The 22398-nt window shown below is 55.8% G+C and carries 19 protein-coding genes; 10 read left to right on the top strand and 9 right to left on the bottom strand.

Going from position 1 to position 22398, the window contains the following annotated elements; genetic code table 11:
- The first annotated feature begins 4 nt into the window (after window positions 1–4).
- The 7 genes from LA5095_RS06310 (at window position 5) to LA5095_RS06280 (ending at window position 11598) form a co-directional block, all read left to right on the top strand.
- Window positions 5–2257: a hypothetical protein gene (locus LA5095_RS06310; protein ID WP_055113146.1), complete on the top strand. Its 2253-nt coding sequence runs from the start codon at window positions 5–7 to the stop codon at window positions 2255–2257.
- The gene (locus tag LA5095_RS06305; protein WP_055113144.1) at window positions 2257–3606 is read left to right on the top strand and encodes a glycosyltransferase family 4 protein; all 1350 of its coding nucleotides are present in this window, start codon (window positions 2257–2259) and stop codon (window positions 3604–3606) included. Before LA5095_RS06310 ends, LA5095_RS06305 begins: the two co-directional genes overlap by 1 nt.
- Before the next feature lie 20 nt (window positions 3607–3626).
- Complete coding sequence (locus LA5095_RS06300; protein WP_055113142.1) at window positions 3627–4814, top strand: polysaccharide pyruvyl transferase family protein; 1188 nt, start codon at window positions 3627–3629, stop codon at window positions 4812–4814.
- Window positions 4815–5052: 238 nt separating this feature from the next.
- On the top strand, window positions 5053–6582 hold the full coding sequence (locus LA5095_RS06295) for a DUF6212 domain-containing protein (RefSeq protein WP_055113140.1): 1530 nt from the start codon (window positions 5053–5055) through the stop codon (window positions 6580–6582).
- 5 nt (window positions 6583–6587) lie between these two features.
- Window positions 6588–9389 (top strand): glycosyltransferase, encoded by a 2802-nt coding sequence (locus tag LA5095_RS06290; protein WP_055114202.1) that lies wholly within the window; start codon window positions 6588–6590, stop codon window positions 9387–9389.
- 44 nt (window positions 9390–9433) lie between these two features.
- Window positions 9434–10777 carry a polysaccharide pyruvyl transferase family protein gene (locus LA5095_RS06285; protein WP_055113138.1) on the top strand — a complete coding sequence of 448 codons (1344 nt, stop codon included), beginning with the start codon at window positions 9434–9436 and terminating at the stop codon, window positions 10775–10777.
- A 5-nt stretch (window positions 10778–10782) separates the two neighbouring features.
- Window positions 10783–11598 carry a family 16 glycosylhydrolase gene (locus tag LA5095_RS06280; RefSeq protein WP_055113136.1) on the top strand — a complete coding sequence of 272 codons (816 nt, stop codon included), beginning with the start codon at window positions 10783–10785 and terminating at the stop codon, window positions 11596–11598.
- Between the two features lie 28 nt (window positions 11599–11626).
- On the opposite strand, the gene acdA is transcribed toward LA5095_RS06280, so the two are convergent.
- Entirely contained in the window at window positions 11627–12844 is a 1218-nt protein-coding gene (gene acdA, locus LA5095_RS06275; RefSeq protein ID WP_055113135.1) for a 3-sulfinopropanoyl-CoA desulfinase, read from the bottom strand.
- 96 nt (window positions 12845–12940) lie between these two features.
- On the opposite strand from acdA, the gene LA5095_RS06270 reads away from it, so the two are divergent.
- Window positions 12941–13813, top strand: a complete 873-nt coding sequence (locus LA5095_RS06270) for a LysR family transcriptional regulator (protein WP_082442624.1) — start codon at window positions 12941–12943, stop codon at window positions 13811–13813.
- Between the two features lie 150 nt (window positions 13814–13963).
- Here the strand turns inward: LA5095_RS06270 and galE are convergent, their stop codons facing one another.
- Both galE and LA5095_RS06260 read right to left on the bottom strand, forming a co-directional pair.
- The gene (gene galE, locus LA5095_RS06265; protein WP_055113131.1) at window positions 13964–14995 is read right to left on the bottom strand and encodes a UDP-glucose 4-epimerase GalE; all 1032 of its coding nucleotides are present in this window, start codon (window positions 14993–14995) and stop codon (window positions 13964–13966) included.
- A 207-nt stretch (window positions 14996–15202) separates the two neighbouring features.
- Window positions 15203–16099 (bottom strand): LysR family transcriptional regulator, encoded by an 897-nt coding sequence (locus LA5095_RS06260; RefSeq protein ID WP_082442623.1) that lies wholly within the window; start codon window positions 16097–16099, stop codon window positions 15203–15205.
- A gap of 97 nt (window positions 16100–16196) precedes the next feature.
- On the opposite strand from LA5095_RS06260, the gene LA5095_RS06255 reads away from it, so the two are divergent.
- Window positions 16197–17063: a HalD/BesD family halogenase gene (locus LA5095_RS06255; protein ID WP_055113127.1), complete on the top strand. Its 867-nt coding sequence runs from the start codon at window positions 16197–16199 to the stop codon at window positions 17061–17063.
- A gap of 149 nt (window positions 17064–17212) precedes the next feature.
- On the opposite strand, the gene LA5095_RS06250 is transcribed toward LA5095_RS06255, so the two are convergent.
- The 4 genes from LA5095_RS06250 to LA5095_RS06235 all read right to left on the bottom strand — a co-directional run bounded on the left by LA5095_RS06250 (window position 17213) and on the right by LA5095_RS06235 (window position 19747).
- A complete protein-coding gene (locus LA5095_RS06250; protein ID WP_029061276.1) occupies window positions 17213–17512 on the bottom strand; it encodes a hypothetical protein in 300 nt (99 codons plus the stop codon).
- Between the two features lie 95 nt (window positions 17513–17607).
- A complete protein-coding gene (locus tag LA5095_RS31985; RefSeq protein ID WP_082442678.1) occupies window positions 17608–17832 on the bottom strand; it encodes a hypothetical protein in 225 nt (74 codons plus the stop codon).
- 323 nt (window positions 17833–18155) lie between these two features.
- Complete coding sequence (locus LA5095_RS06240; RefSeq protein ID WP_055113123.1) at window positions 18156–19370, bottom strand: HlyD family secretion protein; 1215 nt, start codon at window positions 19368–19370, stop codon at window positions 18156–18158.
- Window positions 19367–19747 carry a hypothetical protein gene (locus tag LA5095_RS06235; RefSeq protein WP_055404224.1) on the bottom strand — a complete coding sequence of 127 codons (381 nt, stop codon included), beginning with the start codon at window positions 19745–19747 and terminating at the stop codon, window positions 19367–19369. The genes LA5095_RS06240 and LA5095_RS06235 overlap by 4 nt, the downstream gene beginning before the upstream one ends.
- A gap of 193 nt (window positions 19748–19940) precedes the next feature.
- On the opposite strand from LA5095_RS06235, the gene LA5095_RS06230 reads away from it, so the two are divergent.
- Complete coding sequence (locus LA5095_RS06230) at window positions 19941–20948, top strand: helix-turn-helix domain-containing protein (RefSeq protein WP_104701055.1); 1008 nt, start codon at window positions 19941–19943, stop codon at window positions 20946–20948.
- 120 nt (window positions 20949–21068) lie between these two features.
- On the opposite strand, the gene LA5095_RS06225 is transcribed toward LA5095_RS06230, so the two are convergent.
- Window positions 21069–21839 (bottom strand): anti-sigma factor family protein, encoded by a 771-nt coding sequence (locus LA5095_RS06225; protein WP_055113121.1) that lies wholly within the window; start codon window positions 21837–21839, stop codon window positions 21069–21071.
- A 33-nt stretch (window positions 21840–21872) separates the two neighbouring features.
- Entirely contained in the window at window positions 21873–22361 is a 489-nt protein-coding gene (locus tag LA5095_RS06220; RefSeq protein WP_055113119.1) for an RNA polymerase sigma factor, read from the bottom strand.
- Window positions 22362–22398: the final 37 nt, after the last annotated feature.

Below are 22398 nucleotides of genomic sequence, written 5' to 3'. Positions count from 1 at the left end.
AGCAATGGAACAGGTCGTCACACTCGAAGGAGCACAGAAACTGACCGGCACGAACCTGGAACAAAGGGGTATCGCTCCGGGAGCCTCCGGTCAGCCGGTACCCGTTCTTCCTCTTGACGGCCGAAGCGTTGTTTACACTGTGTTGGATCACGATACGGTAATCGTTGCGGGGGTAGGCGAAAATTTCGCGCCGAACCTTCCGGCTGTGTTGAATGACGACCCAAGTGACACGGCACAGGCCACAATGGTGATGTTGTCCGGCAACACCCAGAAATCGGCGCCGTTTCTCGCGATCCTGTTCCTGCATTCTGCGGCGCCTTCCAAACTGGAACGCGTGACATTTCGTGCCAAGGGACATGCTCATCCCTACACGGTCAAATATGGCCCGGTCGAATTCGACACTTTTGCGAAGCTTGTTACCGATGCTGCCCCGCAATCCGAAACGAGTGTCGTCGACAAGCTGATCGATGTTCTTTTCTCGGGAAAAACCGAAGCGAAAAGTCAGCAACTGGCTGCCAAACTCGTTGGACATGTTGCCCGTCGGGACGGGTTTGTCGAAATGATCGGCCAGTTTGACGAAGGCGATATCTACGTCCAGGGCTGGTCGAAGGAATTGCCTGCCGGAAACAACCGCGTCTTCGTTTTCGACGGGTCCCTCAACGTGGCGGATTTCAGCTGTTGCCTGTTCGAGAGAAAGGACACGGGAGGCAAGGCGGCAGGTTTTTCAGGCATTCTCGATCCGGGTGAGCCGCTGGCCACATCATCGATACGCAATCTGTTTTTTCGTGGACGTTCCGGCTGGAACAAAGTTGACGTCCACGACAAGCGCACAATCTCAACTGCGCGTGCCCTTCCGGGGCAAATCCGGGCTCTCCTTCCCAGGCTCGGCGTTGCCGGGGATGGAAGAAGCAGGCTTGAAACAGCAGCTCAACGGTTTGATGGTCGGGAGACCGTCAGCGAACTGGATGTGCCGGTCCGTGTCGGTATTGATTTTTGTGCTGCGACAAACACGGGAGAGGTCATTCTGTGCGGCTGGTTGCTTAATCCCGAGGACCATGTGGATGCGGTTCATCTTCGCGCCGGAAACACGTTTGCGCGGCTCGACGAGACATGGACGTCTTTGAACCGTCCGGATGTTACCAAGGCCTTCGAAGATCTTTCACCGTTCCTGCGCGGGGCCGGCGGGCAAAATCGTCATGGGTTCCTGGTGTGTGTCGGGGAATTGGATACCTGCCTGAAGGAGAAGCCGTATCTGGAGATCATTCTGAAGGATGGTCGGTCTGCCTATGCGCCGCTTGCTCTCGGGCAGACAACGCTGCGGTCTGCGCTGCGCCGGCTTGTCGCCGGGCTTGATCCTGCGGTTGCTTCCGAGACAGACATTATCGAACGCCAGTTTTTGCCCATTCTGGGCACCGCCGTTTCGCCCGAACCCTCGGTCGCCGATTTTCTGGATATTGGTGCCGTTCCCGAAACGGCATCCAGATCCATTGTGGTGGGTCTGGACGGTGCGGTCGAAAAGATCAGAACACTCCTCCCTATTCTGGCACTCGATCCGTTCCTGCGCGGAACTCCGATCGTGTTGTCGGCTTCTTCCTCCGTGCTGAGTGAACAGCTCCAGGAAATAAAACGGATCGCGACGCTGTATGGAATGGCGGTGCGAACTGTTGCAGCCCGAAACGTTGAGGACAAACTCGACGCCCTCCAGGCCGGGATGGAAACGGCGCCTTCCGATATGGTTGTTTGCCTCAATTCCAGCGTTGTACCCTTGGTGCCCGGCTGGCTGGAACCGTTGGTATCTGCTTACCAGGAACGAGAAGGCAGCTGTCTCGTGACACCGACAATCCTTTATGAGGACGATACGATCCGCTGGGCAGGAACCTGGATCGACAAGGAAGGTGGCAGCCATGTCCTGAAGCAGCATTATGTCGGGTATCCGCGGCGAACCCTTCTTGGGGCGGAAAGCTGCGAAGTGGTCGCATCGACCTTCGATTGCTGTGTGTTGCCGAAGTCGGCGTTGCCGGAATCCGGCGGCTTTGCGCGCAGCTATCTCGGTACGGATGAAAAAGGTATGGACGCGACGCTGAAGCTGAGGCGTTGGGGTTTGAAGTCCTACTGGGTGCCTCAAGTGGAAATGGTTCACCCGGAAGACGGACGTGGCAGTGAACGCCTCTGGAACAAGATTGTCGGCCAGCACGACCGAAGCCAGTTTGAGCGCACCTGGACAACGTCGTTTGCCGGGCTGAAGGAGACATCGTGATGGAGACGGCAGCGACATCGGACGACAAGCCGGAAAGCGAAACCGTGCGCGTGCTGGTCATATCACACGGACATCCCGAACTTTCGCTCGGCGGTGCCGAAGTTGCGTCCTACAATCTGCATCAGGGATTGAAGGCGGTTTCCGGTTCACAGTCTTTTTTTCTTGCGCGTGTAGGAGACGGATATCCAAGGCATGGCAGGTCCGCCCTTATGGGTGTTGCTGACGCGGAAGATGAACTGCTCTTTCATGCCGACGAATATGACCCGTTCCTGATTTCCAATCGCAACACATCAGATCTGCAGTCTGACCTGCGCCGCTTTGTTGGGTCTCTCAAACCCGACATTGTCCATTTTCACCATTTTATCGGGTTGGGGCTGGAAGCGCTTCACGTCGTTCGCGACGCATTGCCGGACAGTACAATCTTCGTCACTCTTCACGAGTTTCTGCCGATTTGTCACAACCATGGCCAGATGGTCAAAACCGGGACGCATGCGCTGTGCCGGACGGCTTCGCCGATCGCGTGCCACAACTGTTTTCCGGACATTGAACCCGGGACATTCCTGCGTCGGAAGCAATTCGTTCAATCGATGCTGGGTCTGGCTGACCGCTTCATAACGCCGAGCAGGTTTCTTGCCGAGAGATATCAGCAATGGGGGCTTCCCGGAGACAAGATTTCGGTTATCGAAAACGGTTTGAACGTCAGAGAAAAAGCGGAGCCGCGACGGCTGAAAAATGATGGGGATCGTCGCTCGCGCTTCGCCTTCTTCGGACAGATGACCCCCTACAAGGGTGTCGATGTGTTGCTTGATGCCGTGCAGCGTATTCCGGAGGACGTCTGGGGCGACGATGCTTCCTTGACGATTTTTGGTGGCAACCTCGAGCGGCAACCCGAAGATTTCCGGGCGAAAATTGCCGATCTCATCGAAAGGACCGGCAATCGGGTCCGGTTTGCCGGTCCATACCAGAACAAGGATATGCCGGCCCTCATGCGCCAGGTTGATTGGGTCCTGATGCCTTCTGTCTGGTGGGAGAATTCGCCGGTCATCATCCAGGAAGCCTTTTTTCACGGCCGGCCACTGATCTGCAGTGGTATCGGAGGGATGGCGGAAAAGGTGCGTAACGGCGTCGACGGATTGCATTTTCTGGCAGGCAGTCCGGAAGACCTGTCGGATCGTATGTCGGAAACTCTTGAAAACAAAGATCTTTGGAACACGCTGCGAGCGGGTATCAAGGAGCCGAAGGACTACCGGTCCAGTGCCCGGGAACACCTGGCGTCCTATCGCTCAGCCATTGGAAGCCGGTTTTCCGCGGGACCTGCGCTCCCCGGTGAGCTGCGGCAAAGCGCGTGAAAATAATAAAAGGAACAGAGATGCCTCGCGTATTGGTCATGATCCCGTCGGGTGAAGTTTACAATCACGACAGTGTGCGCTGGTACAGGTATCAGGATGTTCAAAGGAGCATAAATCACTACCACAATATTGGTGATGCCTTTGTTTTCGATTCAACGCTGAAGCTGCTGAATTTCACCAAGTTACGGACGCTGACGATCAGCGAATTCCGAGAAGAAGATGTCGACCGGCTTCGTGAGGAATTCGACTATGTCGTGCTGCGCGGCTCAAACTACATTCACAGCGAGATGGACTGGGAGTGTGCCGAGGCGGTTCTAAAACGTCTTGGATTGCCGGTTCTGGCTTTCGGTATCGGTGCGCAAGCGCCGGTTGACGGCAGGATCGAACTGTCGGAATCCACCAAAAACGTGTTGAGGCTGATTTCAGATTCCACAGAAAGTGTCGGTGTCAGGGGAGCTTACACGGCGCAGGTTCTCTCGGATCTTGGAATTCGCAACGCGAGGATCATCGGTTGCCCCACGGCGTTTCGCAAGAATGACCCCGAGTTGAAGATTTCGCTTCCCAAAGTTGATGAGGTGAGAAAGATCGGTCTCACGATTCGGCGAGAGGTTTCACCTGCCTATGCCAGGGACATCAGACAATATCTCACTTTTCATCGAAACCTGATCAAGTCGTTCGCGGGAAGGTTCGAGACCACTCTGTTTGCCCAGGGCGAGATCGAGGAAAAGAAGCTCGTTCTCGGAACACCGGACCAAAAAGAGGAGGCCATATCGTCCTTGAAGGACAATTCATGGGTCTCGCAATGGTACATGGATGAAGACGTCGAGCGGCTCTACCGCACACGTCTTTTCTATTCAGACGTGGTTGCCGACTACGACGCAGCAGTAAGCGCATGCGACCTGGTGCTCGGTTACAGATTACACGGTAACCTCATGGCGCTGGCGAACGGCATTCCGTCGATCTATTTCACTTATGACAGTCGAACCCGCGAGTTTGCAGATACGTTCAAGATACCCAGCTTCGACGTTTTTTCAGACAAAGTGTTCCGGTTGAGCGACTTTTGGGATCAATCCAGCTTCGATGGGTTCAACGGCGCCTACCGGCAGGTTTTTGCTGCAATGCAAAATTTTCTGAATGAAAACAACATTGATCATAAAATGGGTAAGAGTAGTGAAATTTCCCAATTCAAAAAGGCTGCTACCGTGTAATTTTGCAAATAATATTTCGAAATTCATCGTAATTTATGAATACTAATTGACTATTTTCCAAATAAACTAATAGATTAATTTAATAAAAGACGTTAAATACATAAAAAACTTGAAATATTACTTTTATATGCCGTATTGTCGTCACAAAATAGCATGAGTTTCTGGCTATGTACTTGGTTATCTTGCGGCGGCATTTCCCGAAAATTATGCCAAAGCAGTGCAAATTTTGGGGGCGTTTATGACAGTCGTGGCCACGCAAGAGGCATATCCAGTCGACAAACCGGCGATTGAGGAGCGCCTCCTCAAGGACCTGACACTGATCGTCGTCGGAGTTGCGAGGCAGGAGCTGCCAATGGCCCTGCTGGGTGCAGTGCAAACAGTCTGGTTCGAAGGCGTGTCGGACGGACATGCTCTGTTCTCCGACGAAAAGGGATCGGTTTTTCAAGTCGTCGAGGCACCGGTTTTGCCGCTGGCAATCCTGGCTGATCCGGGGGCGTCACCTGAAGCGGACACCTTGTACAAATGGTTGCATCGGCAGGACGCCGTGCAGCTTCCTTCCGTCGTCGGCTGGGCCCGCGGGCGCGAAAGTGAGGCGATTTCTTCGATCGTTGCACTGGTGGCAGAACACGTCAAATCGGCCGCCAGACGCCTGGTGTTGTCAAACAGGGAACTCAGGACACTCCGGAACTTGAACGATGATCTGCAGAACCGGTTCGCCGCGATTGAATCGTTCCTGAACAGGCATGGCCTTCAACCGCTCGATCTGGTGTTCAGCAATGAACCGGCGGAAAATCCACTCAACGCCAACGTATTGGCCAGTGCTTCGCGCGACGGGATCAGTCAGATCCTGCCTGTGCCGAGTTCGGGCGTGAGCGGTGTTTCGGTTCATCTTGACCAGCCGGTGGGCCGCCAGGATCTCAAGTTGCGCGCGCAACTTGTCACTCTCGAGGACCTGCGCATTGTCGATACGTGGCAGATTTCCAGCGGTGACCTGACAACCGGCTGGAACATTTTCGGCTTGTCCAAGTCAACGGCTGGGCTCAACCGCACCCTGGAATTCCGGCTTCAGGTCGAAGACGCTGATGAGGACGTGCCGCTTCTGTCGCTGGGAAGCCTGCAGCCGATCGAGATGTTCCAGGTGCGGGATGCCGCAAACGGCATGCCCGTCCTGAAGAACAGCCTGGCCTTGCAGGTCTGGGGTGGCATCCCGGGCGTGTCGATGCCGCCGTCGGCAAACTACATTCCCGCACAATCGCAGCAAGTCGGGCTCAGCGAAGGGTTCCGCGACATGCCGATTGCCCCTGGCATTCTTGAGCATGCCAGCCTCGCAAACACGGATGAAGTCTCTTTTGATTTTGAAGCGATCATGCCTTTGCCTGCGGAACGGGCCATTGGCTGCCATCCACCGGCCGAAGGAATAACGATCGGAGAACTGCCCGCCGCGTGTCCACCGCAAATCATCCGTATGTCCGCCAAGGCCTTCATCGACAACAGCCGTGCTGCTGATATCGATTTTGCGATAGCGGTTGCCGGAAATCTCGAAGCGGCCAAGGCATTGTTCCGTGAACAACGGGAACAGACTGTCGGTGAAGCCTTTTCCGGATGGAAAACCGTGTCCTTCGGCGAGAGTGCCCACTTGAGCGCATTTGCCAGCGAGCAGGTTGGTGCCTGGCAGAATGTCTATTTCGCAACGAGGATGAATGAAGCAGGTGGCAATGATTTCGCCTGGGCAAAATTTGCGAATTTCCGCGCTGTTGTGAACGGATGACGACCATGCTTCGTCAGACCGCAGCTGGTCAGGGTCATCCGAATGTGCGCTATGCCCAGTTTGGAAGTTCCGAAAAGCCATCCGCCACGATTGCCATTCTCATTCCGGTGTTCAAACACTCCGTCCTGTTGACGGAAGCGATCGATTCAGCACTCACGCAAGAGGCACCATTCAATATTGCAGTCGTCATCGTTGATGACGGCTGTCCCTTTCCGGAAACGGCACAGGTCGCGCAGGCGTATGCGCTCGCGCACGACAATGTCTATTATTTGAGAAAGCCCAATGGCGGATTGAGTTCGGCGCGAAACTACGGCATCGACTTCGCGTTGCGCACATTCGCAGATCTCGAGGCCGTCTATTTTCTGGATGCCGACAACCGCATCACGCCGACGGCAATGCGCGTTCTCCTGGAGTATCTGCGGGCGAACAAGGGCATCGACTGGATCTATCCCAATATCGACAAGTTCGGAATTGAATGGAACGGGAATTACACGGCGCAGTATTCCCGTCTGTTACATGTGACATTCGACAATATCTGCGAAGCCGGAAGCCTGGTTTCCAAGGCTATCCTCGATGCCGATGTCCGGTTTGACGAAACCATGAAATCCGGTTTCGAGGATTGGGAGTTCTGGCTCCAGGCAATTTCCAAAGGTTTCAAAGGGGCGAACTACCCGTTTTTCGGATTTGAATACCGGCAGCGCGCGGAAAGCATGCTGCGGGATTCCAACCGCACGCGCGAGAGCATTCTGGGCTACATCCGAACAAAGCACAAAAAGCTGTTTTCGGCGGACACGCTTCTGCGCTGGGAGCATGAGGAGACGCCTCGCTATCTTGCCTTCGGCACCGATTCCTACCTGGTCGACCTGTTCACGGATCCGGTTGTTTCGCATGACAGGCGCGGTTTTGAAGAGTTCGTGAAAATGTTCTGGGCCGCGCGTGCCGAGCCGGAAACATTCGGGGTTCCACCATTCTGGCTCTGGATGTCACCGGCGCATCGGGACGCGTTGAAGGATTTCGGGCTGCTTCACAATGTTCTGTGGCTGGGCGAACGCCTTTCCCAGACCCACCACTTCGTTGCCATCCGCTTTGAAAGCGACAGGGACAAACTGGGTGTTGAGGTTGCCACGCTCGGCGACGACAGGGAACTTAACAAGAAGCCACTTGGCTGGATGTGCTCTCTCGGGATTATCCAGCAATGCGTCGAGGACAAGTCGGATGACTGGGTGCGGACGCTCGGCAAGGCGAAACCATCCCCCAAGATTGCAGAGATCGTTGTGAGCGGTCCCTTTTCGGCTGACGATATGCAGGGGACTGCGCTTTCTTCGACCAACAGTCTGCTTGCGACGCTGGGTGCATTGCGGGACTCCGGCTATCGGAGCGGTACGGACAAGCGATGGATCTGGCGGTCTGCCTACTTCCCGGACCGGAGCAAATATTACGAACTTCTGCGTCATTCACTTGGCGCTGCGCCACTGATGCCGAGACTGGCACAGGAGAACGGCCCGATTCGGGTAGGGCTTCTGCTGCCGATAGCGAGTTTCGGCGGGGTTGAAAAGGTGGCCTATGCTACGGCTCGCGTTCTGAAAAGCGCCGGCTGCGAGGTCCATCTCTACGTTTTCGGCAAGCCGGTTTACAATCGCATTCCGGACAATGACGGCATTTTCGACAGCATAAACTTCCTTGCGGATGACTATCCTCTCTGGGGCGGACCGAACACATTTTCCGGGCATGACATCCTGATGGGTCATGACGCGGACGCGCGCTCCGAGGAGGTAATCGGCTTTCTTTCCGGTCTCGATGTGATCATCAACAATCAGCTCGCACCGGCAAATGCCATTTTCGGTGAACTCAGACGGCGCGGCGCAAAGATCGTGAACTATGTGCATGTGCTGGACGCGTCTGAAAGCGGCCGTCCGGCTGGCCATCCCTATCTGACGCTTGCCTATGAGCATATCTACGACAGCGTCCTCACATGTTCGAGGGATATGGCCGAATGGCTGCACGGCATGGGTGTTCCGAGCGCCAAGTTGCTTCATATCCCCAACGCGGCCGGCTACCCGCTTGCTCCGGAGGAGGTCAAACGGCTGACTGCCGGACGAACGGGCGAACGGGACGGAGCTGTCAGAGCGCTGTTCCTGGGCCGGCTGGATCGCCAGAAGGGCATAGAACGTATCTTCGCCGCCGCGCGGACCTTGAAAAGGCGAGGTGTCGAGATCGACTGGCGTGTCGTTGGATCCGACATCATGGATGCAGGTGCAGGAGGGTCCTGGAAAGATCGTTTCGCCGAAATTGGCATTCGTGTCGAACCGCCCGTCTATGACAGCCGTCATCTGAGCAAGCTGCTTACCTGGGCCGATGTCTTCATTCTCCCCTCCAGATGGGAAGGAGCGCCGCTCGCGATCATCGAGGCACAGCGTCTTGGATGCGTGCCGATTGCCACAGATGTCGGTGCCGTTTCGGAACTGATCGACCACAAAGTTGACGGGCTGCTCTTGAGATCGAGCGACGACGGGGTCGTGACCCATGACCTGACAGCCGTGCTCGAAGGCATCATAAAATCGCCGGGTCTCCTACAAAAACTCTCCAAGCAGGCGGCGGCAAGATCCACGGATCGAAGTTGGGACAAAAGCCTGCAGCCGCTGCTAAGGCAGTTGCACACGTGGTTCCCCGACCGGCTTCAAAGCATCAGGCGGACCAAAGTTATCAAGTCGCAAGCCGGCAAACTATCAGATGCTCCCCTGGTTCGCGGGGCATATCGCAAAGATCCGGAAATGCCACCGCTGAACCGTCATTCCTCAGCCCGTTAACAAGAAGGGCGCTTGTGGCCCAAATACTGGAAGGTGTAGTTCACATGAAAAAGCTCTTCGTATTGAATGGCGGCGCTGCCGTAAAGCCAGGCAATAAATCCGCATTTCTGAAAATCGACGATCCTCTTTCTTCATTCTCCCGCGGCGGCATCAATACGGGCGACGTACTGGTCTATGACGCGATGCTCAAGGCGCTTGCCTACGATCAGATCAAGAACCTGCAGTTTGCGCATGCTGGTGACGAGAAACTCTGGCCGCAGGAAGACTACGATGCCACGGTCATTCGCGGGTCCAACTATCTGACCGAAACCGTTGATATCAGCAATGTCATTCCGCTTCTGAAAAAGCTCAAGGGCCCGATCGTCCCGGTCGGCGTGGGTGCTCAGGCAGCAAAGTACAAGAAACTCGAATTGCCGAAAGGCAGTGTCGAAGCCTGGAAGATCATTGCCGACAAATGCGAAACGATCGGTGTTCGCGGTGTCTACAGCGCGGAGGTCTTCAATGACATCGGCATCAAGAATGTCCGTATCATCGGCTGCCCGAGCTTCTACCGCAATCTGCGTCCGTCGATTGAAATCCGTCCGATCGATCCGGCAAAAGCCCGTGTAGGTCTGACGCTCAACCGGTATCTTTCAGCGGATTATGCATCCAACGCGACAAAGACCAACCGCATGCAACGTGCGCTGATCCAGGCTGTTGCTCAGCGGCCGGTCAACCGGCTCTATTCCCAGGGCGAGCGGGAAGAGACACTTGCCATCTTCGCAAAGGGTGAGGAAAAGCAGAAACATATCCAGTCAATCCTGGAGAAGTACAATCTCGACGGTGACAAGGATGTCGAAGCGCTGGTGAGCGACCGGATGCAGGCCTTCTTTGATGTCGACGAGTGGGCCGCGGACGCCAAGGAAAATGTCGACGTTCTGGTCGGCTTCCGGCTCCATGGAAACGTGATCGGTCTTCATCAGGGAATTCCGGCGGTGTTCTTCACCTACGATTCCCGCATCCGCGAACTCTCGACACTCTTCGCCATACCCTCGGTCGAGGTCGAGGACTACATGCCGATCAATCTGGAGAACATTTTCGAGAAGGCCGACTTTTCGAAAGTGCAGCATGTTTATCGGCTGAACTATGCTGAATATCACCGGTTCCTGACGGAAAATGGCTTGAACCACGTGCTGGCAAATCCGGTCACCGCACCGCCCAAGAAGGCGCTTGAAAAGCCGAACCTTGTTCAGACGGACCAGAACCTTGGTGAGGTCACAGACTGGTTCCAGGATGAGGTGGGATACATGACAGGCGAGATCCAGACCCTGCGCGACCGTGCCTGGAAACTGGAGCTGGCACTTCGCGAACTGAAGGCTCCGAAACCAAACGCCAAGCTGGCAAGTTGACGGTGATGAGTTCAATTTTGCCGCCCTATGAGACACTCAGCCGCCGCCGCTTTCTGAAAGCCGCGGCGGGTGGTGCGTCCACCCTGGCAGCTCTGGCTGTGCCAGGACATGTTGCGGCGTTTTCGGGAGGAGATCTGCCGACGCCATTGCAGCAGGCCAGCGGAGACTGGAAGCTGACATTCGAGGATGATTTCAACGATCCTGTAAGATTTCACGCGATGTGGGAACTTCTCAAACGCGGCGGGCACAAACATCTGACGATGCGGTATCCCCGCAATGTCGTGGTCGAAGACGGCGAGCTTGATCTCAATCTCGGACATCAGAATGATCCCAAGCGACCGTTTACCGGGGGCTATATCCGGTCCCGTTCGTTCCGCCAGACATACGGATATTTCGAATGCGAAATGCGCATTGCGAATGAAGCGGGTGTCAACAATGCTTTCTGGATGGTTTCCGACAGGTCCTTGCAAGGGGACACCCAATTCGAGCTGGATGTGGCCGAAGTCAAGTATCCGAACATCGTTCAGGTTTCGGCACGGCGATGGAAACCCGAAAAGATCGTTCTTGCCGCCACGTACCGGTCGAACATGCGGCTGGATGAGACCTTTCACCGCTACGCGATGCTTTGGAACGAGAACGAATTCCGGTTCTACGTGGACGATCTGGAGGTCTTTGACGTGGAAAATTCATTCGCGCACACACCGGCGATGCTCCTGTTCAGCAACGCCGTAGCACCCTTTGCCGGCAAGAACGACGGCGATGTTGCGGGCGCTGCGACCACCGTGCGGAACGTACGCGTGTTCCAGGATCTCAGCGCCTAGTTCATCTGGCGACATCGGTGAGCGGCAGCTATTCCGCCGCGTCGCGCATCGTCTCCGAAAGGCGCGTGTAACCATCACGCGTCTGGGGCGTTTTCATGCCGAGGATGCTTCCTGCGATTTGCGTGCGCAGGATTTGCGTTGTCCCACCTCCGATGGTGAACATACGCACGTCCCGGTACATCCTTTCCAGGGGTTCCTGATCGCCGTAACCGCGTGCGCCGAACATCTGAAGCGCGTCGCTGACCACCTTGATTGCCATTTCAGAAGCAAAAAGCTTTGCGCGTGCGGCCATCGTCATGTCCGGGTAGCGACTTCCGCTTGGACCGCGGGAACGCGCCGCTTCGTGAACAAGCAGGCGGGCGGCATGTATCTGCGTATCCATGTCTGCGAGCATCCACTGCAACCCCTGGAATTCGGCGAGTGGGCGCCCGAACTGCTTCCGGTCAAGCAAGTGGCGTTTGGCATGATCGAGCGCTCCGGCGGCAACCCCAACGGCAATCATTGCAGCACCGACGCGCTGCGAATTGTAAGCGTTCATGAGATCGGCAAAGCCGTGCTTCAAGCCGGATGGCGGGTGAAGCAGCCATTTTGCATCAATTTCAACATTGTCGAACTGCAGCTCAGCCTCGGGCATGCCGCAGAGGCCCATCGTGTGTTCGCGCCCGACGACGCTGAAACCCGCGGGGGAATTCTCGTTGGCAGGATCGGCGAAGAGGATGAACGCGCCGACGCCCTGCTCACAGCCTGCCTCATCCAACACACGGGCAAAGACAAGATGCAGCTTCGACACGCCGCCACCGGTGATCCAGTGCTTCGTCCCGTTGAGAACAAACCTGCTTCCCTTTTTGCGCGCTGTTGTTCGCATTTCGGTTGCGGCACTTCCAGCTTCCGGTTCCGTTATGCAGATGGCAGGTTTGTCACCTGCCAGCACATGGGGTGCACAGAATGCCTTTTGCGCATCGCTGCCGTAACCCATGACAGCGCTGATGCCGCCCATGTTCCCTTCGACGACAATTCGGGCAGTCAGTGTGCAGGCCCTGGCTATCTCTTCAATCACCATGGCGACGTCGAGAAAGCTTGCTCCCTGACCGCCATATTCCTTCGGGATCGACATTCCCATGATCCCTGCATGCGCCAGCTCGCTGACATTCTGCCAGCAATATGTGCGGGACCTGTCCCATCCGGCGGCGCGCTTTTCAAAGCCTGAAGACAGTTCGTTCGCGATGGTCACCAGCGGATGCGTCATGACAGTAGCCTTCAATAACGTTTCCGTGAGAATACACTTGCTAAAGTTCAGGACAATCGAATAAAAATGTATATCAAATACAGGAAAGTTTGAGTTGTGCAGACGCGATCGCTCAGAAGTCTCGTGAAAATCGCGAAGATTGGCTCCTTTGCCAGAACGGCAGAGCAACTCAACATGACGCTTTCAGCGCTTTCAATGCAGATAAAGGCGCTTGAAACCGAGCTCGGAGTTGACCTGTTCGACCGGTCGGTCCGGCCACCGAGATTGACGCCGATAGGACGGTCCATCGTGACCGAGGCGATCCCGCTGCTGCGCCGCGAGGAAAGCCTGCTGGAGATCTGCCGGCCGACCAACACGCTGGTCGGGCGGTTCAGGATCGGCTTTGTCACGACAGCAGCCGTGCGATTGCTTCCCAAGTTTCTCAAGAATGCCCAGCGCAAAGCGCCACATGCGGCTTTCGAATTCGAGACGGGTCTTTCCAAAACCCTGCAGACGAAGGTCGTTAACGGTCAGATTGATGCTGCCGTTGTGACAGACGCCGACGGTTTGCCTGACGCTCTTTCCGGACGCATCATTCGCGAGGAACCGCTTGTCTTTGCGGCTCACGAGGATCTTCTCGCCAATGGGCTGAAGGGCCTCCTGATGGGCCATTCCTTTTTCCATTTCATGCCTGATACGGGAATTGGCAAGCTCATTGCCGCGGAGATGGCGACCCATGATCGCCCACGCAATGCCAAGACGGTGATGCTGGATAATCTCGAGGCGATCATGGAATGCGTTACAGCGGGCCTCGGCTTTACATTGCTTCCCGAGCCGGATGTCCAACGATACCGATCCGGATCCGTGCAAACCGTTCCTTCGCCAAAGCATTTGCGGCGCAAGCTGGTTTTGGCCACAGCAACCGATGGCACGCTTGCGAAGCGTGAGGCTGCCCTGGCCAACCTGTTGGGTGTCACACTCCCGGTGTGACGTGGAAATGAGTGGCGCAGATGAGCCGCTGTCACAGATACGATCTGCACCAGGTGCCTGTTGAACTGATTGCCTTCAAATCACGATCATTGTGGTGCGAAGACATGTGCTTTCCGGTGCACCGCCTATCAGATCGAACGAAACCTTCGATCAGGACGCCGTCGTTTCGTAGCCGCGGGGGTTTTTGCAGACCCAGTTCCAGGTGTCGCGGCACATGGCATCCAGGTCGTGTTCAGCCTTCCAGTCGAGCAGTTTTTCGGCCTGGTCCGTGTTTGCATAACATTCCGCGACATCGCCGTCGCGCCGGGGGGCGAAGGAAAAACGGATCTCCTTGTTCGATGCGCGCTCGAACGCCTTCACCATTTCCAGAACGCTGTAACCGTTGCCGGTGCCGAGATTGACCGCAAAGCAGTTGGAGGGAGCAGATCCTGATGCGAGAACCTCATGGGCTCGCAGATGTCCTTCGACCAGATCGGTGACATGGATGTAGTCGCGCACGCCTGTTCCGTCACGGGTGTCGTAGTCGTTGCCGAAAACCGACAGTTTCTCCCGGCGCCCGTCAGCAACCTGGGTGATGAACGGCATCAGGTTGTTCGGTATCCCAAGAGGGTTTTCGCCGATCTGGCCGCTGTGATGCGCGCCGACCGGATTGAAGTACCGCAGGATCCCGAAACGCCAGGCAGGATCACTGGCGGCGACGTCGCGCAGCATGTCTTCGATCACAAGCTTGGTCCGGCCGTAAGGGTTGACGGCACTGGTGGGGTGATCCTCGGTGAGGGGAAGAAACTGGGGCTCACCATAGACTGTCGCCGAAGACGAAAAGATCATCTGCCTGACGCCGCAATTGGCCATGGCAGACAGCAGCCTGTGCGTGCCGACGACGTTGTTCTCATAATAGACGAGCGGGAGCTTGGTCGATTCACCAACAGCCTTCAGGCCCGCAAAATGGACGACTGCGGTGCAGTTATAGTCCCTAAGTATTTGCTCAAGTCTAGCCTGATCCCTGATGTCGGCGATTTCATGCGCAATTTTCTGACCGGTGATCGCAGCGATACGCTCAAGGCTGGCGCTGCTTGCGTTGGACAAATTGTCAAGCACAACAATGTCGTAACCGGCCTGCTGAAAGGCAACGCAGCAATGCGATCCGATGTAACCGGCACCGCCGGTAATGAGAACTGTCATAAGACCCCCGTATTGCAAATGAATCAGTTGCGTCCTGTGAAACTGATGACAGCTTTTAATTTCAGTCCTTTGTCTAAAATGTGACGTTTAAATATTTAGTTATTTTCGTTTTATACTTAATTTAAATGTTGAATTCTACAAAATTGATCTAAATCGCGCGCGGTCCTGGCCTGGCTGTAAACGGAACTACTCTTCCAAATATTATCCTCAAATCGCGGCCGGCCACTGCGTGGCATATTCAGCGATCCGGTTCAGCAGGTGTTCCGGCACCTCTTGTGCATGGATCAAATGCCAGTCGAACCGGATCGGTTCACAGTCGAGATCGGCGGCGGCAAGGCGGTCCGCATAGTCGGACAGGCCGATGCAAAGGCCCGGAAGTATGGAAGCACCGGATCCTTGTGAAACAAGTCTGCAGATGAGCTCCGTGGATTCTATCTTTACGGCTTCTGCGGGAAAGGATCTTCCTCGCTGGAAGAAGCTGTCATACTCCCAGCCTGGCTCCGGCCTGAGGTCGTATGTCAGAAAAGTTTTTCCGGCGAAATTCTGAGGCCGTACAGGCATGGCCTCACCCGAGAAGTCGACTTTCGAAAAGATGGCAACAAGCTTGTCGGAAAAAACCGGTCTGGAGGCCAGGCCGGGAAGTCGCGGTTTACCCGGGACCAATGCGAGGTCAGCTGTCTTCTCCCTGATGGCAGCAACGATTCCCTCGGCTGAAACGCGTGTGATTTCAGCCGACAAATCCGGCAACTCACGCCGGCACATTTCGATCAGGTTCATAGCCAGCGCCGGCGGGTCAAATTGGCTCATTGCCACACGCAGCCTTTTTGAATTCCGCTTTCCCTGCCAGATCGCATCGTTTTCGGCCTGCAGCAGGATGGGCTGAGTCTGGGCCGCTGCCTGCGCGAGTATCCGCCCGGCTTCGGTGAGAACAAGTGTCCGGCCAACTTTGTGTGTGAGCGAAACTCCCAAACGTCTTTCGGCTTCCTGCAGCCGTTGGGTCGCTGCCGACTGCGTAATTCCGAGACCGATTGCAGCGGCTGACAATGTCTCCTGGTCTTTTAGCGCGAAGAGGAGCGACCAATGAGTGACGTCTAACAAATGCATTAGTTTGACTTATGTTTTTGAATGCAGAACCCATTTTACCGGCGGAATTGGAAATGTCATTCATCTTGTTAACTAATTCTTATCGAGGGACAATGACATGAAGCATGATCAGGATGCGCCTTCAATCGCAGCGCTTGCCTGTGTCGATCTGGAGCGCTGGCCAATCCATCAACCCGACAGTAGCGCCTATGGTCGACGGCTTTCAGAAGTGCGAGCTGCCCTACGCAATCAAGGGTGTGCCCGGATCGATGGTTTCATTCGTCGGGACTGCCTGAAAATGTTCGATGCCGAGGTGACCGGTATTGCTCCGGGGGCGCATTTTTCCAGCTCCTCCATCAACCCCTATTTCACGCAAGATGATCCGTCGCTGCCCCCAAGCCATCCGCGTCGTCGATATTCGGAAAATACCAACGGCTTTGTTGCCATGGACCGGTTTCCCGAATACGGGCCCAGCCTGTCGCTTTACCGAAGCGCCCACTTCCAGAGGTTCATCGCAGACAGCCTTGAAGAGGAGCAACTTTTCACTTTCGACGATCCGCTTGCCGGTGTCGTGGTGAATGTCATGAAAGAGGGCCAGCAGCTGGCATGGCACTACGACACCAACGAGTTTATCGTCAGCCTGTTGACGCGCAAGCCGGACCAGGGTGGCACTTTTGAATATGTACCGGGTCTACGCCGGCCCGGAGATGAGTGTTATGAAGAAGTGGAAGACGTGCTGGACGGCAAGAGCGATCGTGTCCAGTACTTGTCGCTTGAATTGGGAGATCTTCAGATCTTCAAGGGCAGGTTCTCGCTGCACCGTGTTGTCAAAGGCAAAGGCGAACGCCACACGGTGATTTTCGGCTATGCCCGGGAGCCGGGATTCATTGGCCGCGTCGAACGTACCAGAAAAGTGCATAACCGGGTGACCCAGGCCCATATCGATGCGGAAAAATATACCCGAAGCGATGGTCTGGCGGATTGAACCGGTGATCGCGAAGGCTCGCATTGCTTACTGGCTTAAATTAGATAATTCGCAAGTCGGGATTATGTGCAAGCTGTCTCCCAAACGACTGCTGCCGGAAACGGTTCCCCGGTTCCGGCAGATCAGTCGATATGATTTGTTGCCGCTGACTAGGGTTTGACGACCACGTAAACAGTGGTTCCATCCTGCGTCACGGCCTGGTAGTAGACGCCGCCGCAATTGTAGTAGGCGTTGTAAGGTGTGCAGCCTGAAATCGACTGACGCCGGTTGACCCTGCGAGACGTTCTGCGGGCTGTGCGACGGGCGGTATTCTGTGAAGCGGTCTGGGCGTTTGCGTCGGCTACCTTGAATGAAAGGGATCCGGTTGACTGGGGAGAGGGCAGATCGACGTTTCCGACATATCCGATTGAAAATGCTGCCGCTGCGAGTGTGAGTGCTTTTGTGTTCATTTCACTATTCCTTTGATTTGGGTGCCGCGATGCTGATCTGTTTTGGACGCGCGGCTGATAGATAGTTGTCCGATGCCAGCAACGGGCGTCAGAATTCAGTTGTTTTCGTTTGCGTTTTCTGCTGCTTCATGGCGCCGGTTCACGCGGCGTGACGTCCGGCGGGACGTGCGGCGTGCTGCATTCTGGGATGCTGTTTGTGCGTTGGCTTCGCTCAATTGAAACGAAACGGGTGCGCCTGACGGTATGGAGGAAAGGTTGACTTCGCTGACATAGCCGATCGAAAAGGCGATTGCTGCGAGGGTGAGTGCTTTAACTTTCATGGGACTGCTCCTTAGATGTTCACCGCCCCCCAAAAGGGCAGTTTGTTTGTTGACAAGCGGAATATGGTTGAACTTCAGGGCTGCTTCTTTAGGCGTCTGGCCATGTGTTTTTTTGTTCTGGCCAAAATGTTCACAGCAAGTTTCAGCGTCATCCAATCACGCTGTAGAGTTCAGTTTATTTTTCAAAATATTCATTTCTGTCAAAGAGTTATGGTTAATCACGCAGCTGTTTGCAGCCCAGCGCCAGCAGAGGCAAGAGCAAAAAAAACTCCCGGAAGTTGCACCGGGAGTCGAATTTGAGACCCAACCAGATATGGTCTGATCTAGTGGCTTGAGCCCGCAAGGCCGATGCCGGATGCGAGACCGAGCCAGGCCTTTATGCGCAGGCCGACAGCCTTGATGATGCCGAGTGCTTCGATCACGTGCGCCGTCATGCTGCCCTCAAGAGGGCCCTTGAGGTGAGTGGTATAGGTCTGGACGATGCACCCGCTTCCCGGGACGAGGAGGTCCTGGTGCTCAGGGTGCACGAGATCCAGATGCGCCACGACCTGACCGCGTTTTGCGCGTTCCGAGGGTTCCATCAGCCGGCCGGTGGGGGCCATCTGACCGGATGAGATCGGCTCCTGTATCCGTGTGATACGCGCCGGCAGGACGGTGTTTTTCATCGCTATGTTGAAGTTGCTTTCGCACGCTATTTCGGCAGCCATGCCTTCATAGAGTTCGGTGCGTGACACCTGGGAAAACCCGGCGACGATTCTTGCCTTTTCCCTGCGGCTGCGATCCGGGACGATCATCATCGCCGGGCTCATTGCCGCCTGGGCGGCACGGGCACCCACATTCAGCGCCAGCTGTTCAACAGTTCCATCGACAAAGCTATGCACACGGGTCTTGTCCAGCTCCACCTGCGCCTGTTTCAGTGAAGCCCTGGCGCTTTCAAGCTGCGCCGGAAGGATTGCAGTTTCCTGGATTTCGGCAGTTGCCAACCTGCTTGCCGCCGCATCAACTTCTGCCTTGCGGCTGTCGCGTTGTGACTTTGCACGCTCCATCTGGCTGTGCTGATAGGCCGCCGAGCCCCGGGCCTGAAGTTCGAGATGATCTGCGAGTGTTAGTTCCGCCTGCTTCAAGGCAGCTCGTGCAGCCGCAAGCGACGCCGCGGCGGTCTCGACCTCCAGATGCGCCGCATCGATGGCAGCGTCAACCTCGTCCACCTTGCGCTGGCTGTATTCAACCTTGGCGAGTTCAGACGTATTTTCGATCGCAAAAAGCGGATCGCCCGCTTTCACGTGGTCGCCACCTTTGACAAAGATCTCCGTTACGGTGCCGCCGGTTTCGGCAACAACCGGAACAGTGCGGTAGGGCACAAGGCCGGTATAGGACTTGGGGTAGTAGTAAAAGACGGCAAAGAAGACGATCAGGGCCAGAACGAACCACAGGAACAGGGCCCGGTGGACGTTGTAAAGGGTGACGGGCATCCCACGCCAACGAAGATACATCACCCGCAAGACAAACGGGAATGAAGTTACGAGGATCTCGATCATCGTGCTGCCTCCGCATCTTCGGGCCGCCACCACAGCATGAAGTCTCGGGCAATGGCGGTCATGACGAGTGCAGCTGGCAGCAGAATGCTGAAATGGTCGAGTGCCGGCATGATTTCATATGCCAGCGCAACCGTCAGCATCGTCGGGATAGTGGTGCGCAGCGGCGTGCCCTTGGCGCGGTGCTCCGCATAGTGATCGAACTGGGAATAAAGGTGCACCACCAGGAATATCGCAAGCAGGAAGATTATCAATCCGACCCAGGTGTAGGTGTCGGTTTCTCCCGGTGAGACCCACCATCTCGGATCGCTTCCGGCTGCGGCGGCCTGCGTGGTCATTGCGCCGACTGACATGAGTGTCGGCAGTGCGAGTTTTTTCACGATATGTGTCCCTTGCTTTTTCGGTAAAGCCACCCCCCAAGGGCAGCAATGTCTGTTCACACCGGTGAGATGGTGAAAAGTCGTGGTTCGTTCTTTTGAGGTCTGGCCACGTATTTCATTTTTCTGGACAATCAGGCAGCATCGACCAGCGGAAGAGAGGTGTTCGCCGGGAAAGCGGGGTTGGTATAGAGAAATGCCGAAAATTAGCGCCTACCGACTGAAGCACGTGGCCCGGGTGTATGCGCAAGAGCCCGGAGCCGTGCAGCCATTCACGGATTTTCTGAAAAATGCCGGTGTCGAACCCTCCGTGCTGACCGATCAAAATTCAAAGGTGGAGTTGGCGGCTGAAGCCGCCTTGGTGACACAGGCGTGCGATGCGCTGAAGGATCAGACCTTTGCAGCCCGAACGGGGCTCGCGACGCCAGGTTCAAAAACTCTTCTGGCATATCTGGCCAATGCAAGTGCAACGGTTGGTCAGGTTTTCGGATTTGCCCAAAAATACTATGCGCTTGAAGACCCGCATCTGCAGTTCAAACTCCTGAAAAACGAGAACGGGCCGATTGTTGCGCTTGAAAGCGCCGTGCTGTCAGGTCATCAGGCCCCGCGTCATCGGGAACTTCTCGTTTTTGGAATGTACAAGAGGGTGACGCAGATTGCCGGACCTGATTTCGGTCCCCTGACGCTTCATCTGGACTGCAACGACCAGGCTCACTGCAAGCGGCTGTCGGAGTTCGTGAGTTGTGAGATTGTCAATGGTCAGTCCATGAGCGGACTGCAATTGCCGCGAGATGGTCTGAGCTATCCGATCCCCACATTCGATTCCGCCTTGCTCGATCATCTGCAGGCCCACGGCGATGCGCGCCTTGAGCAGATGCCACGAGAAAGTCAGAGCCTTTCGGAAAAAGTCGTCGCCGTAGTCCGCAAGCAACTGCCGGGGCATCTGCCCAGCGGGGACGAAGTTGCCGAGCAGCTGTTCATGACCCGGCGGACGCTGACGCGTCGCCTCGGCGCGGAAGGAACCAGTTACAAGGCGCTTGCAGAGGCTGCAAGATGCGATATTGCCAAGCGTCTTCTGATCGGGGAAAGCAGCATTGCCCAGGTCGCTTTCCTGCTCGATTTTTCCGACCAGGCCGCTTTTTCGGTAGCGTTCAAGCGATGGACGGGGACAACGCCGGCTCTGTTCAAGCGATCCAACGGATGATCGGGATGTTTTCGGTTTGAAGCGACATTGACAGCTTCGAACCACTGTCCGGTTCTGCTTTTCCGGCGCACATATGACGTTTGGCGCGCGTAGTGCGGCGGCGCCCGTCAATCCCGATTTTCATGGCTTCATGCCCAACTCGCGAAGCAGCCTTTTTTCACCTGCGATGTCCAGTGGCTCGCCGAGGCCTGAAGACAACAACCAGGTTTCCAGGGCTTCCAGTGACGATGCCGGTGCAAAATCGCCTGACTGCTCCTTGTTGGCGGCGATCGCGATCCTTGGTTGCCAGGTGCCGCCTGAATGACATGCGACCGAGACGATGGATGGTCCCGTGGCCTTTTCGTAATCGAACTCACGGCACAATTCATCATCCGCATCGACGAAGGACGCAATGAGGTTCAGTGTTGCACCAGAGCCCAGGGCGATACTGCTGCCCGATCCAGCATTGGAAAGCGCTTCCGAAATTTCAGGATCTGCAAGTGCGGCAATTCCGAATGGGGGCTTGCCGGCGGAAGTGCCGGATGGTCCGATCGCGATACCGGTACCGAGACCGATGGCAAGCGTTATGGAGGCTGCAAGCGCTGCGGGCCACTGGCGTATCCACTTTTTCGGTGCAAAGGCGACGACATTGTCCGAGGCACCAAGATTGCGCTCCGCAGTGTCGGCTTCGAGCAGGGACGAAACCCGCTGGGCCAGAGCGTCGGGAACCGGTGGGATGTCCTTTGCGGCTGCCTTCAACCTGTGCGCGGTTTCCTTGTAGAGATCAATTTTTTCGCGGATGACCGCATCCGTTCGCGCCGCGGCTTCGACCTCTTGTGCCTCCGCATCCGGCAATTGGCCGTCCGCATAGGCCATGATGAGTTCATCTGTCATCTTTGTTTTATCCGTCATTGGTCTGGTCCTGGGCGGAATACGTTTCAAAGCTCATTTTATTCCAACTTTCACGGCGATGGCGGTGCGTGCACGCGACAGCCGGCTCATGACCGTCCCCTTGGGAATGTCAAGAATTTCGGCGGCTTCTGCATAGCTCAATTCTTCGAAACATATGAGGATGAGGACTTCACGTTGCTCCAGGGGGAGAGCTTCGACAGCGTCCACGACATTGGCAACCATCAATCTGTCGTCGCCCTTGTGGTTTTCCTGTCCGGCCAGATCAGGTGCGTCGTGAATGTCAAATTCCTGTCCTCTCACGCGCTGCTTCCTGGTGATGTCAATCCAGGCGTTTTTCAGAATGCGAAAGAGCCAGGCCTCTATTCTCGATGCGGGATCGTAGCTGTTTCTGGCTACCAGCGCCCGTTCCACCGTGATTTGAACAAGGTCATCGGCCAGATGTGAAGCCTTGCACAGTGATAGCGCAAACCGCCTGAGGTTGGGCAATTTTTCGGTAAGTGCGACGTGGAAGGAATCCGGCATTCAACAACCTTCTGGAAATCAGGCAGCCGATGGAATT

The organism is Roseibium album (assembly GCF_001404515.1).
In the GTDB taxonomy this organism is placed as follows: Bacteria; Pseudomonadota; Alphaproteobacteria; order Rhizobiales; family Stappiaceae; genus Roseibium; species Roseibium album.
The sequence above is the reverse complement of the archived record's forward strand: the minus strand, read 5'-3'. Positions and strand labels throughout refer to the sequence as shown.